Consider the following 13,563-nt stretch of genomic DNA (forward strand, 5'->3'; position numbering starts at 1 on the left):
TCGGTGTGAATGTTCACGACGCCTTCGGACCAGAAGCGTGGAGGGGCAGCTTAGCTACCTGGCAGCTGCCAGGGAAGCAGGTCATCTGGCGTAGACCTATGCCGGCTAGTCACGCTGAGCATTTCATCGTCCAGAATTCAGCGCGCATCAAGATGTTGATTGAACTGTCGCCAAATGCGGCACAAATGGATGTCGTGAACCGCGGCTGAGGCGGACGGGTGTCAATGCGACTGAGAGCTACCCGCCCCCTCCTGGTAAGCCAGACGTCGATTGCGAATTTGCCCCCTGGCATTGCAATACACTGGCATCGCAATGGATACGCATTCACATCACAGCTCCCAAGCATGACAAAACGAAATCGGCACATCTAGGGCGTCAGGCTGACCAGGGACGGCACTTTCCGGTCGCATCCAGAAGAGGACGCACCGCAATGCGCTTCTGGTTGTTCATTCAGTTGCGTCGCCCAATCAGAGTTGAAAACAAGCCGGTCGTTCGACTATGCCGGCGCGCGTCAATCGCGACCTGGCTGCAGACGTGCTCGCCAGCTCCGAGCCGCGCTCGCCAGGCTACTCCGACTACGAAGTCTACAGATGCTATGCGATACATCCGGTCTCAAAATTTCCTTTGTCTGTGACGCTTTTTTCCTTATGGGCTCCTCAAATGCGATGCGGAGTACATGTTGAGTCGATGCGGAGTACAAGTGCGCGCGATGTACGGTACAAGAAAGACCGCTGTGGAATACAAGTTCAGAAGATTGCGCGCTCACAAAAATAACCTCCTTGTTTTGCGGTCGCATATTGGAAAACGCCCCTATGCGATGATGAGCTGAGAATTTGCGCTCGCCATTCGCGCATATACATAGTCATCTCGACTCGTGTCTCTTCGTTATGACTAGCTCTTTGACGTGGATTCAAGCCGTTGTTTCCATGCTCGCTGACCCGACCATCTGCCTCGTTCGTGGCGTGGTCCGTCCCAAACACTTGACCACGGATTCTGTCGGTATTGCGACGCCTCGGCCAGCGACGAAAAATCGCGACCATGCTCGGGAGCGACGTCATGGGTAAGTTACGGCCCTCAGGTAACACCGAACAAAAAGTCGCCGAGTTGCGCCAGCTTGCGGGCCTCACGGCCGAAGCAGCTCTTACAGCGGCCCCTGAGCGTCGGGTGACCGTGTTTGATGCAGCCGAACGACTGGACCGGTTCGCCGACGGGCTCGAACGTCGAGCAAAGGAGGCGCTCACGGCGCCTGCTGTGTTTGAACTGCCATCGAATGCGACTTCAGAAGAAGTCCAGCATGCAAGGCGTCGGCAAGCTACCCGTCGAGGTCCGGATGTGTATCTCCCAAGCTGGTCGGCGATGGCTCGCGCTTTGCCGAATGCATTTCTCCGGTCCGCTTTGTTTTCAGCTAGCCGCAGCGTACAGGCTGATAACGTGAGACTGCTTGCTGGAGACGCGACCCTCCTCGTTGCAGGAAAGGAAATTGCGACATTCCGCAACATGACCCTGACTTTCAGTGGGTACGAGCTGTGTCAATTCGACAGAGTTGTCTACGCCAACTGCCTGGACTACTACCGGGAGTCACCACTTTGCCCGGAAGAGAGTTCGCGACATGTTAAGACAACCTTCTATGAGTTCGCGCGGCGTATGGGCAACGAATACAGCGTGAAGGCTCACCACGCTATCCGTGCAAGTCTGCTTCGTCTAAGCTTCGCCCAGATGCGCGTACGGTACAACCGCATGAACATCGAAGTGCCGAAACTCCTATCGGTGACTTTCGAGGACGGTGAGATGGTCAATGATTTCAAGGGTAGTGATGCGTTGTTGCTGCGCGTAACGACGTCGGTCGCGGAACTGTTTGGCCCCGGTGCGTGGACCGCCGTCGAACATGATGCGGTGAGGTATGACGGTTTGACAGGTTGGCTTGGAAGCTTCTATGCGGGTCATGCTGGTCCGGCATGGCTTCCGGTTGAGACGCTGTATCGCATTTCGGGCTATGAATCACACATGCGGAATTTCAGGACGAGTCTCATTCGCGCGTTGGAAAATCTTAAGGACCCCAAGACACCCAAGTGTAGTCGGGTCGCAACATATCGCGTCAGCGAAGACGGCTCAAGGATATTCGTCGTTCGCTCTGAATGGGGTGATTAGGCCCCGCAGCGACAAGTTCATTCGCACGCGCTCAGCCAGATGGGAAATGTCTGGCCGGTACAAAGGGTCGTCGATTTGCTCCAAGAACTGCACGGGCACTGCAAACTCAGCGACCGGAAGGTCTTCTTCCGTTCCTTCGAGATGCGCGCAGGATAGATATTCCATCCGGTGCGACTTCAGGCTCACACTGATTGGCTCCTACGATGTGTCCATCAAGAGGCTATTCACTGTCGATTCGAGAACGACGTTTATCTTGCAATGCCTATCAAAAAGCGGCGCCACTATCTGCCAAAAGCGTATTTGAAGGCGTTCACTGAAAAAAGCGTCGCGTTCTGGAGGGATGAACCTCGCGAGGGTCTACGCCTGGACCCTGAAGCTACCGGCCTCGAACGTATTATTCGCGGCCTACACCTGATGGCGGCGTTGACCACAATCTGCTGGAAGACCTCTTTTCAAAAACTGAAAGACGGTACTCAAAAGTCGCTGAGCGCCTCGGTCGGCGGGATATCCGCACCACCCACCCGAGCTTGATGCGCGATTGGCTTAATCCGCATGTCCGAGGAATCGGGCCGTCGCTCGGATTGGACCATCGCTCGCCGACACTTCCCGTGGCGGAAGCAGCTATCGCCGACAAATCGCAGGTCAACCTGCTTGAACGTCGCCGCCGAATTTACTAGATTGGAAATCTGCGCAATGCAGATTTGAGCAACTCGCACAGAAATTGCTGCGGCCCTTTTTAATCGGGCATCGTACCCCTTTTTTATGAGAGGGTACGATGCGAGGGTGCCATGCAGCGGGCGAATGTAAATCTGGGCGGATGCAGCAGGCGGTGCGCTGAAGGCGGCTTTGGTCTGCCTCTACACAATCCGGATGGACCTAGCGTCCATTGCTGCCAGGCAGGCAATCAGGAACGCCGCCGAGAAACGCTTCCGGTTGACCTTGCGATTTATCTGGTCTGCCGACTCATCAATGCCGAACTCCTCGAGCCGTCTCGCCAGTTCCTTATAGGTCAGGCGCTTGCGGTACATCGTCTCAACTATCAGTTCCTTCGCCGTCTCCTCCCAAGAACCGTACGGGTCCGGTTTGGATGCGCCTCTCTTAAGCGCTATCTCGCCCATCCTTGCACCTCTGCCTTGAATTGGCCGCTAATTTTTGATTACGCGCGAATTCTCGCACAGTTTTATCGGTCGTATACGACCGGCCAGAGACCCACAGCGCTAAACGTTCTTTGTAACCAACTTTTTCTGAGAACGTGATGCTGAACAAGGAACAGCTGAGCAACCTGTTCGACCAACTAGACACGCCACCGCCGGGTCGCAAGCTGGTCCAGGAAGCTCGCTCCCAGGCGCCTGTACGCGACGTAGCCTCCACTGGAGGCAACGTCATTACTTACATGGCAAGCCGCAAGATGGCGCGAGAAGTCGCCACGGAGAGCTATGGCATCGAATTCGCCGCAGCCATCGGGTTCGAATACGACGAACAGGTGCTGGAGTTTTATCCGCAACCATGCAAGTTGCGACTCTCCCTGGTCGACGACTCCACCGGCGAAATCCATTCGATTCAGCACACTCCGGACTTTCTGGTGATTTACCAAGACAACTTCACCCTTGATGAGTGGAAGTCCGAGACAAAGCTCATTCGGCTGGCCGAGAAGTATCCGTATCGCTACCAGCGTGACGATGACGGAAACTGGTATTCCCCGCAAATCGAAGAACAACTCGCGAAACTCGGCATCCACTACAGGATTCGCAGCGATGCCTCCATCCCCCGACGCCGCATCGAGAATCTGCAACATCTCGCTGACTACTACCATCCTGCTACAGAGCCGTGCCCCACCGACGCGCTCGACCGACTTGAGGCAGCCCTGAAGGCCGAAGGTGCACTCTATTTTTCCGAGCTGCTAGAGCAGCCATATGGATTTACTGCAGACCAGCTCAACAAGGCTATCGCAGACCATCTGGTTGTCGCCGACCTTGACCGCGAGTCCTTGCGCACTCCGCGACGATTCCGAATCTACAGGGACAGGAGCCTTTGCGAATTCCTGCATGCGCAGTCACATCGTGCAACGCTGCCAGGCATCGACCGCTTTGCACTACCTATCGCCGTCGGCACCAGGTTCGGCTACGAAGGAGAAGAACTGACCATCGCGTTGGTCGGCGAGAAAACTCTGGTCTGCAACAAGCAGGACCATACGACCATGGAGCTTCAGCGTGACTGGCTCCTTACGGCTCATGAAGAGAACCGAATCCGGGTCATTGAGGCCGCCCCGACGAGCAACCTGGGTTTGAGCCTCTACACGGAGGAGGAATACGCTGCGGCCCTCCAGCGCCAGGCACTGCTCCAGTCGGAATCCGCCACGCGTACCGTTTCCTCTCGCACCTTGCGTCGCTGGCTCGCTCGGCAGGCTGCCGCGCGAACTAATGGAGCTCACGAAATTCTGGCGCTAGTGCCTAACATCAAGGCACGAGGAAATCATACGGCTCGCCTGAGTGAAGAGCAAATTGAGTTGATGAACCTCGTCATCGACAAAGAGTGGCGAAACAGCAAGGCGATTAACTACAAGACCTGTCACCGGCATCTGGTCGTGATTTGCGACCAGAAAAATGTGCCCGCACCGTCGTACCCGACTTTGATTAAGCACATCAAGGCACAAACCAGCAACCAGGACACACGAATTCGCGAAGGCAAGCGCTTGGCGTATCAGAAGGATGTATTTGTGCAGGTCCTGTATCACGACACACCGATACATGGCAGCCGTCCCTTCCAGTACGTGCATATCGACCATACGGAACTGGACATAGAACTCGTGTCCAGTCGTACTGGTAAGAACCTCGGCAGGCCATGGCTCACAATTGTGGTCGACGCGTACACACGCCGCATTCTCGGCATATTTCTGACGTATGACCCGCCATCGTACCGCTCCGTGATGATGGCCATTCGTGACATGGTCCGCCGCTTCAACCGGCTACCGGAAATCGTATTCGTGGACAACGGCAGCGACTTCCGGTCGCTCGCGTTCAAGTCCTTTCTCAAGGCAATGGGCTGTCATCTGCGATTTCGTCCGTCCGGAAATCCGCGTCACGGCGCCATGCTCGAACGCATGTTCGGTCGCCTGAATGTCGACTACATCCACAATCTCGCCGGCAATACCAAGGCCACAAAGCAGGTCCGAATGGTCTCCGGTTCGCATCTGCCCAAAAATCTGGCCGAATGGGCACTGGAGTCGCTCTATTACGGTATCGAGTATTGGGCAACGGAGCATTACGACCAGGAGCAGCACCCTGCTCTACGCGAGTCCCCGCGCGAAGCATTTCAGCGCGGCTTGCGCGAAAGCGGCTCACGAGAGCACCTGCACATCCAGTTCAATCGAGATTTCCTGATTGCCACGTGTCCCCCAGTCGATAGGGAAGGCGTGCGCCTGATTCATCATCAGCGCGGCGTCAAGGTGAATGAACGTCTCTACCACAGTGCTGCATTCCGGTCCTACCAGGTAGCAGGTCAACGGGTTCCCGTCAGATATGACCCGTGGGATGCATCGTCGGTCTATGCGCGCGTTAACGACCAATGGGTTCATGCCATCTGCCTGAGCTTGAGCGGTCTTGGCCAGCTCACTGAAATCGAACGCGAAACGCTGACACAGGAATACAACCGTCGCTACAGCGCTCCGCTTCCCGAAGAACAGAATATGCAGCGCCTCAAGGAGTTCATGCGCACATTCACGCCAGAAGGTGCGATGGCCGTGACCTTTGAACGTCAGGCCGAAAACAAGTCGCTTTATGCCAGTTTGCAGTTTGCGAGTATCACCCCAGTTTCACAGCCTCATTTATCTAGCAGTATTGATGAAATTTCCGCCTCCGCTGATTCATCGGCGAAGACAAGGTCATCAACAACAAACAATCCGGTTCCATCGCAGCCTGAGGCAGCTGCGTGGGACGACATTCCAGACCTTGACACCTTTTGAGGTAACTCATGCAACAGCACCCCAACCCACTCTCGCCAATTCCGAGTTCAGCGAACGCGCTGGTCGGCAAGCGCATCAAACATCCCCGCATTGCGGAGGTCATGTCTGAACTGGAAGCACTGATTTACCCCGGCAGCCAAGACAGCACGCTCATCGTTTGCGGCCCAACCGGGGCAGGCAAAACGACTCTTGCCAGGTACATGGTAGAGGCGGCAGTCGAGCGCGCCGCCATTGACATGGAACAGAATGCCGGAACGATTCCGGCCATCTTCGTCGAAGCACCTTCCTCCGGTGAGGACGAATTCTCCTGGAGGTTGTTCTATCAGCAAATTCTCGCTGAGCTGGGCGACGACCTGGACGCACCGAAAGCTGCCTATGGCATCGACGTACATTCGGGACGCATGGTCCGGCCACGCGGCGCTGGCGGCAATAGCCTCGCGGCGCTGCGGACGGCCGCTGAACGCGGATTGGAAGAGCGGAACGTCCAATTTCTCGTTGTTGACGAAGCTGCGCACATCATTCACCAGACGCGAAACAGTTACAAGCTTGAAATTCACCTCGACACACTGAAGTCTCTCGTGAACAAATGTGGCACGCAAATGGTACTGGTCGGGTCCTACGACCTTTACCCGCTCATGTCATTGTCTGGACAGCTCGCCCGGCGTCATCACGTACTCCATTTCCAGCGCTATCGACAGGACAAGCCCGAAGACGTTCGGGCATTCGTCGCCTGCCTCAACGCTTTCGAGAAGATGCTGCCCGACCTCTGGGGCGGGGAACTGACACGTTACGCAGAGGCGCTTCAGGAAAACACGCTCGGTTGCATAGGCACGCTGAGCAGCGTGCTGGTTCGAGCGGCGAGATTCGCGAAAGCGGATGGACGCTGGTCCACGGAAGCTCTACGGCGGGCGTTGCTCACCGAGGCACAACGCGACCGGATTCTCACCGAAATCCTTGAAGGCGAGGAAGCCATCAATCCCGGTCTCACCCGCATCATGCGAAAACCACCTCGCCAATCGTCCGCTACCAGCGGGAGGAATGCAGCATGACCCAGGCAATTTCGAATCCGCGCTCAATGCTGCACGCCCTTGAGCCCATCGGTCTCGGCACTCCGGAAGTCGAGAGCCTGCTGAGTTACTTCTGCCGTCTGGCGGTATCGCATAGCGTTTCCGTGGCTGCGCTTTGCCGGCAGGTCGCTCGGAACGTCGGTTGGGAGCTGTCGGAAAAGCATGAATGGCATGTGGGGAATATCGGTGGCATCGGAGACGCCGCAAGTAACTGGTCCGCCGCACTGTCTGCCTTGACCAGTGTCGAGCGGCTCGACCGACTTACGCTGCTGCCCTGGCGTGACGTTGTCGCCCAGAGCAGTCTGGCCGCAACATCCGCGCGTTGGTGTCCGGGCTGCTTCGCCGAGGATAGGGACAGCGGCAGAACGCCTTATTTCCGTCTCGCGTGGGACGTGGGAGCCGTCGATGTCTGCACCAGGCACAAGACCCGGTTGGAACACGTCTGTCCGGATTGTGGCCGTCAGAATGCGCGGCACAAGTCGGCATATGTCGTACCCGGCTGGTGCTCACATTGCGGCGCCTTTCTAGGCGAAAGGGAACATGATGCTCCGGGCTCGCCAGAAGAGCTGTGGAAGGCAAATGAAGTCGGGAAGTTGCTGGAAGCACATGGCTCGCTCGAGACCCCGCCGAGCCGCCCAGAGATGCTGGGTGCGATACTGGCGCTCGTTACCAAACTCGACAATGGAAAAGGAGCCGTATTTGCCCGGCGCATTGGCTTGGGTAAAGCAACGGTCCATCATTGGTTGAAGAATGGTGGCACGCCCACGTTGTCAGCGCATTTACGTATCGCGTCTCAAACAGGATTGGCAGTTCCTCAGTTGCTGACGGGCAATTTGAGTAGCTGGACTCCGTGTACCGCTGAAGTCCACCAGCTCGCGCTATTGTTTCCAGACGAAACAAAACGGGCCGCGGCTCGTGTCATCGACTGGGACAAGATACGCGATGATTTGCATGCATTCAGCAGATTGCCGTCAATCATCAGCGTGTCGGAAGCTGCTCGCAGACTTGATGTTGATGCGCGGTTGCTATATCAGCATGCGAACAAGGAAGCACGCATTCTCGCCGAACGCTGGAAGCAATACATGCTGCGCCGCAAGGAACAAAGCGTGGTAAATGCTCGCACCATCATTGAGGCCGCGTGCCGCGACATCCTCGCCGACGGTAAAGCCATCAACCTGCGGGAGCTCAATACACGTGTGCCCAAAGACGTCATGGGCAGCATTCGCGGAGTCATAGACGTGCTTCAGGACGTGAAGGAAACGCTCGGCGTGAGCTAAGTCCCGCCTCCAAAAACGCAAAAAGCCGGCCACATATGCCGGCTTTTTTTACGTCTGTTCGCAGCTATAGCCGCAAAGAAACCCTTCAACGTATCACCGATTCCTGATAAAGCAAAATCTGTCCTATCGGGAAATAAAGCATAATCTGTCAAAGTGGCCACTTTATGCTTAACGGCACAGGAACGTCCGGGACCTGCTGGAACAACGAATGGTGGGCCGGGTGGGAGTCGAACCCGCGGCGTCCTTTCGGGGAGGATTATGAGTCCGCAGCGCGAGCGGACTCGCGTGCGGAAAAGTACGAGTCATGCGTTGAACTGTGCGTATCGACCCGATCACGACTGGATCCTGGAATCCCGCTCCATTCCTGCCCACCAAACCAATCCCGCTACCCATAATTCGTACGGAAATTGTGCGGGACTCTGGCGGAAGCAGCAAGCACGTCGTTACCCATAAACCGCTTTAAAATCAGCGACCTGGAGGACATCTGCGGAAGATGCTGGAATAGCCGGGAAGCCTTGCAGGGCGGAAGGCAGCCGGAGTCGAACCGACCAGGGAGTGTCTGACACCCCCTACTGGATTTGAAGTCCAGCCGCACCACCAGATGCGAATGCCTTCCTTCTCGGGAAGATGAATACCCCGGACACGGCGACGGCACGGACACGCTCAAAGCGTCTCGAGCAAACGACTGTCGCCGCGCACGAGTCGAAGATCGCGCTGGAAACGAGTATATCCAACGCGATCGAAGAACTCCAAAATCTGGATCGCTCGCTTGCGTCCCAAACCGCTCGCATCGCGAAATGCGGACGCGCCCAGCCCACCGCCTTGCTCCCGCGCGAGCGAACCCACCAGGCGCGCCAGTTCATACACCACGTCCGGGTGATAGAAAAGATCCCGCACCACCTGGTACACCCCACCCTGCCGCGAAAGCTTGCGCAACAGTTGCCGCACCTTCTCTTCCGGCTCATGAATCTCACTTGCCAGATCGCGCACCCAGGGCGGATCGAAACGGCCTTGCGCGATCAATGGCAATAGCTTCGCGGCCAAAGCTTCCTCGCTCGCGTCGAGCGCGACACGATGCTCCGGCAGATGCAGCCAGGCACCGCTTCTCACCACTGTCCCTTGCATTTCCAGCGCGTCAACCAGCGCGCGCCACAACCCATCCGGCAACAGCGGCGCCGCGATACGGCGCAAGCGCGCGGCGTCCGGGCCCTGCTCGTCGGGCATGCGCAGATGAAACTGCTCCAATGCACTCACGACCTGCACACCCAACTGCTCCCAATGACGACGCAGCACAACCACCGCATCGTCCGCGGTCTTTCCGTGCAGGGGAATAGTCAGTGCGATTTCCGGCACGCTCAGCAGGTTTGCCGGCAAACCCGTCACATGCATGAGAGTCGAACGCAGCATGCCGCGCGGAGCCTGCTCGAGCAGCGGCTCGATCGTGCGTGCGTCGAGCCATGCTCGCAGCGCATCGAGCCACGCGTGACGCTCAGGAGTGCGACGCTTGCGCGCGGGACCAAACGGATCGAGCACGCGGCCGCCGCCAACGGTCTTGCTAGCCTGCGCATTACGCACGATAAAGCGATCGCCGGGCAACGCACACACGGGCGCATCGAAAACGAGTTGCACTCGCGCCGATTCGCCAGCATGCAAGGTATCGCCATCCAGCAACGCTACGTGCGCGACCCGATGCGTCGTGCCGATATGCACATGCAGCGGCGTCCAGTGCTGCAATGCAATGCCGGCATCGACTAACAGCGTCAGTTCGACATCGAGCCGTTCCGACGGCTCGGCCAATCGCGCATCGACGATCCAGTCGCCGCGCGTGATCGCTTCCTTTTCGATACCGGCGAGATTGAGCGCGCAGCGCTGTCCGGCATGGCCCACCTCCGCTGCGCGATTCTGCGCATGAATGCTGCGTACGCGCACCGTCGTCGCGGCCGGCGCGAGCATTACCGTATCGCCGGTGGTCACGCGTCCGGCGAAAACGGTGCCCGTCACGATCGTGCCTTGCCCGGTCAAGGTGAACACCCGATCGATCGCCAAGCGGAATAGCCCGTCATCGCGACGCGCTCGCCATGCGACCGCGGTTTCGTGCAGATAGGCTTTGAGTTGTGCTACCCCGGCGTCGTCTGACTGCGTCGCGTTGGTTTCGAACACCGGCGCTCCAGCAAACGACGACGCAGCGAGCCACACATCAATTTCTGCACGCACTTGCGCAAGACGCGCCGCGTCGACACGATCGGTCTTCGTCAGCGCCACTGCGCCGTGCGATACACCGAGCAGTTGCAGGATCGCCAGATGTTCCCGCGTTTGCGGCATCACGCCGTCATCCGCGGCGATCACCAGCAATGCAAAGTCGATGCCGCATGCACCCGCCGCCATCGTGTGAACGAGCTTCTCGTGGCCGGGCACATCGATCAAGCCCAATACGTCGCCGTTTTCTAGCGGCGTATAGGCATAACCGAGTTCGATCGAGATGCCACGCGCCTTTTCTTCCTTGAGCCTGTCCGTATCGACGCCCGTCAACCCGCGCACCAGCGTCGTCTTGCCGTGATCGATATGTCCAGCAGTCCCGACGATCATGCGTGCAACGCCTCACACTGCGAGAGGAACGTGGCTTCATCGACGGCTTCGAGGCAGCGCAGATCGAGCCGCAATGCATCGTCGGCAATGCGGCCAATGACCGGTCGCGGCAATGCGTGAAGCGCTTTCTCGAGTTTCATCAATGCTCGGCCGCTACGCTTGCCGGATGCAAGGCGCACCACCAGTCCGTAGCTAGGCAGCTGCTCGACGGGCAACGCGCCACTACCGATCTGGCTGAACATGGGCTCGGCGCTCACGATAAAACTCTCCCCGAGTGCGTGCTGCAAAAGCGGTAACGCGCGCCCGGCAAACGCCTGCATTTCCGCGGCTGGACGTGTCAGCAGACGCAGCGTTGTCAGGCGTTCACGCAGAAATTCAGGCGCCTGATAAAGGCGCAGGACAGGCTCGAGCGCCGCAAGCGTGAGCTTGCCCACACGCAGCGCACGTTTGAGCGGATGCTTTTTGATCTTGTGGATCAGATCGGCACGTCCGACGATTAGGCCCGCTTGCGGACCGCCAAGCAGCTTGTCGCCACTGAACGTCACGAGGTCGGCCCCGGCGACAATGTTCTCGCGCACGGTTGGCTCATTCGGCAATCCCCACTGCGCGAGATCGACGAGCGTGCCGCTGCCCAGATCGACTGCAACCGGCAAACCATGCCGGCGTGCAAGGGGCGCGAGTTCATCGAGCTCGACGCTTTTCGTAAAACCGCTGATCGCATAGTTGCTGCAATGGACCTTCATCAGCATCGCGGTGCGCGGACCGATAGCCTCTTCGTAGTCCTTCAGATGCGTGCGGTTGGTCGCCCCGACTTCGCGCAGCCTTGCGCCCGCGCGCGACATGATGTCGGGAATGCGGAACGCGCCACCAATCTCAACGAGTTCGCCACGCGACACGATCACTTCCTTCTTCGCTGCAAGCGCCGATAGCGTCAAGAGCACGGCCGCAGCGTTGTTGTTCACTACCGTGGCCGCTTCAGCGCCGGTCAGCTCGCAGACAATGTCGTCGATCAGATCGTCGCGATCGCCCCGGCTACCGGTTGCGAGATCGAACTCGAGATTCATCGGACGCGTGAGCGCTTCAACAACGGCGCGCACGGCCTCGTCGGGCAGCAGCGCACGGCCGAGATTGGTGTGCAGCACCGTGCCGGTAAGATTGAAGACGGCGCGTAGACGGCTCTGCGCGCGCTGCGCCAGCAGAATGGCGACCTGACTGATGACGTGAGATTCGTTGCACGCGGCGTCAAGCGACATGCCGCCCTGCAGAACGTCCGGACCGCCGTGAGACATCGCAGACGCTGTGGCGTGTCCATCATCCTGCAGTTCGGCGCCACGCCCAGCGCCGCCCTGCAGATTCTGCCGCAGCCTGTCGAGCGCGGCACGCACGGCGGCGAGCACCTGGGTGCGGCCGTATTCGGCGAGCAAAGGCTGCACGGCTAAGGACGACATGACTCGCTCCACGGCGGGCACACGTGCCAGCAGCGCGTTTAACGGGTTTCCCTGCACTTCGCTCACGCGACGTTTCTCCTGCTTAGGCATCCGATGGCACTTCAGGCCACAGCAACGGATTGGGGCTACTGCGCCGATAGCCTGCTTCGTTCATCAACAGATCGAGCGTGAGGCTCGCGAGGTCATCTGCGAGCGGCTCGAACTCGATGTCTTTCTCCTGATAGCCGATCTTGCGATACGTATGGCATTCATCGCAGGATTCCGCCTTGAGGGCCTCGTTACCGCCCGCGATGCCATGATAGGCGATCCCTTTGGTCGAATCGCAATTCGAGCACTTGGTGCGGACCACATGCCATTCACTGGAGCATAGACCGCATTGCAGATAACGATAGCCCTGATACTGACCGCCGACGCGCACGATGCTGGCAACTGGCAGAGCGCCGCAGACGGGACAAACACCCGGCGTGTCGAGATAGGGAATATCGCGCGCATCGAGACGGCTCGCAAGATCGGTCCAGACCACCTGGAGGGCTGCCATGATAAACGGGGCGGAGGCGGGATCGATTTCGTTATAGCGATGGGCCAGGACCGCGTCGGCCTGGGTATCGAGTTCTTCGAGGGTCTTTAGACGCAGGGCGTCGAGAACGTTGCCGAGTGCGGGGGTGATGGCGCCGGCGGCTTCGACTTTGTCCAGCAAGCGGTGCAGGACGGCGCGCCACTGCGGGTCTCGATCCGGTGAGAGGGCCGGGATTAGAGGCATGGAGTGGTGTTGAGCCTGGGTGATCGCTTCCCGCGACGGGAGGTTTGGGATGATGGTTGTTAGCTGCAGGTGCTGGGCTGCGGCTACTGTTGACATCAGTCTGATGTAAGCGGAGATCGGATTGCCAGCGGCGAGGTTTTTTAGTCTCGCTGCGCGGGTTTCAAATACTGTCGCCCGCTCCGGCAGGCGGATGCGCGGGATCGCTGAGGGGTCCTGGGATGCTATCTGTGATGGGTCTAGGATTTTTTGGGGCATATCAACTGCGGCTCTTTCTTTGTTTGCTGCGCGCGCTTCGGGGCGGGCGTTCTGTTACCTT

General features: G+C 58.4%; 9 protein-coding genes and 1 tRNA gene. 5 read left to right on the forward strand and 5 right to left on the reverse strand.

Going from position 1 to position 13,563, the window contains the following annotated elements; all coding sequences use genetic code 11:
- Positions 1–1,056 precede the first annotated feature (1,056 nt).
- Both trfA and P3T17_RS23110 read left to right on the forward strand, forming a co-directional pair.
- On the forward strand, positions 1,057–2,148 hold the full coding sequence (gene trfA / locus P3T17_RS23105; RefSeq protein ID WP_429409054.1) for a plasmid replication initiator TrfA: 1,092 nt from the start codon (positions 1,057–1,059) through the stop codon (positions 2,146–2,148).
- Between the two features lie 258 nt (positions 2,149–2,406).
- A complete protein-coding gene (locus P3T17_RS23110; RefSeq protein WP_429409055.1) occupies positions 2,407–2,679 on the forward strand; it encodes a hypothetical protein in 273 nt (90 codons plus the stop codon).
- Positions 2,680–3,005: 326 nt separating this feature from the next.
- On the opposite strand, the gene P3T17_RS23115 is transcribed toward P3T17_RS23110, so the two are convergent.
- The gene (locus P3T17_RS23115) at positions 3,006–3,266 is read right to left on the reverse strand and encodes a DUF6471 domain-containing protein (protein WP_429409056.1); all 261 of its coding nucleotides are present in this window, start codon (positions 3,264–3,266) and stop codon (positions 3,006–3,008) included.
- A gap of 137 nt (positions 3,267–3,403) precedes the next feature.
- Here P3T17_RS23115 and P3T17_RS23120 point away from each other — a divergent pair, with 137 nt between their 5' ends.
- The 3 genes from P3T17_RS23120 to P3T17_RS23130 are packed head-to-tail and all read left to right on the forward strand — an operon-like array spanning position 3,404 to position 8,453.
- Complete coding sequence (locus P3T17_RS23120; protein ID WP_429409057.1) at positions 3,404–6,109, forward strand: DDE-type integrase/transposase/recombinase; 2,706 nt, start codon at positions 3,404–3,406, stop codon at positions 6,107–6,109.
- Positions 6,110–6,117: 8 nt separating this feature from the next.
- Positions 6,118–7,158, forward strand: coding sequence for an ATP-binding protein (locus tag P3T17_RS23125; protein ID WP_429409058.1), 1,041 nt, complete (start codon positions 6,118–6,120; stop codon positions 7,156–7,158).
- Positions 7,155–8,453: a TniQ family protein gene (locus P3T17_RS23130; RefSeq protein WP_429409059.1), complete on the forward strand. Its 1,299-nt coding sequence runs from the start codon at positions 7,155–7,157 to the stop codon at positions 8,451–8,453. Before P3T17_RS23125 ends, P3T17_RS23130 begins: the two co-directional genes overlap by 4 nt.
- 523 nt (positions 8,454–8,976) lie before the next feature.
- Here the strand turns inward: P3T17_RS23130 and P3T17_RS23135 are convergent.
- From P3T17_RS23135 to fdhE, 4 genes are all read right to left on the reverse strand, one after another.
- Positions 8,977–9,069, reverse strand: a tRNA-Sec gene (locus tag P3T17_RS23135).
- A gap of 47 nt (positions 9,070–9,116) precedes the next feature.
- A complete protein-coding gene (gene selB, locus P3T17_RS23140; protein WP_429409060.1) occupies positions 9,117–11,039 on the reverse strand; it encodes a selenocysteine-specific translation elongation factor in 1,923 nt (640 codons plus the stop codon).
- Positions 11,036–12,553, reverse strand: coding sequence for an L-seryl-tRNA(Sec) selenium transferase (selA, locus tag P3T17_RS23145; protein ID WP_429409061.1), 1,518 nt, complete (start codon positions 12,551–12,553; stop codon positions 11,036–11,038). The genes selB and selA overlap by 4 nt, the downstream gene beginning before the upstream one ends.
- 16 nt (positions 12,554–12,569) lie before the next feature.
- Positions 12,570–13,502 carry a formate dehydrogenase accessory protein FdhE gene (gene fdhE / locus P3T17_RS23150; protein WP_429409062.1) on the reverse strand — a complete coding sequence of 311 codons (933 nt, stop codon included), beginning with the start codon at positions 13,500–13,502 and terminating at the stop codon, positions 12,570–12,572.
- Between the last annotated feature and the right edge of the window lie 61 nt (positions 13,503–13,563).

The organism is Paraburkholderia sp. GAS82 (genome assembly GCF_050436285.1).
In the GTDB taxonomy this organism is placed as follows: domain Bacteria; phylum Pseudomonadota; class Gammaproteobacteria; order Burkholderiales; family Burkholderiaceae; genus Paraburkholderia; species Paraburkholderia phenazinium_B.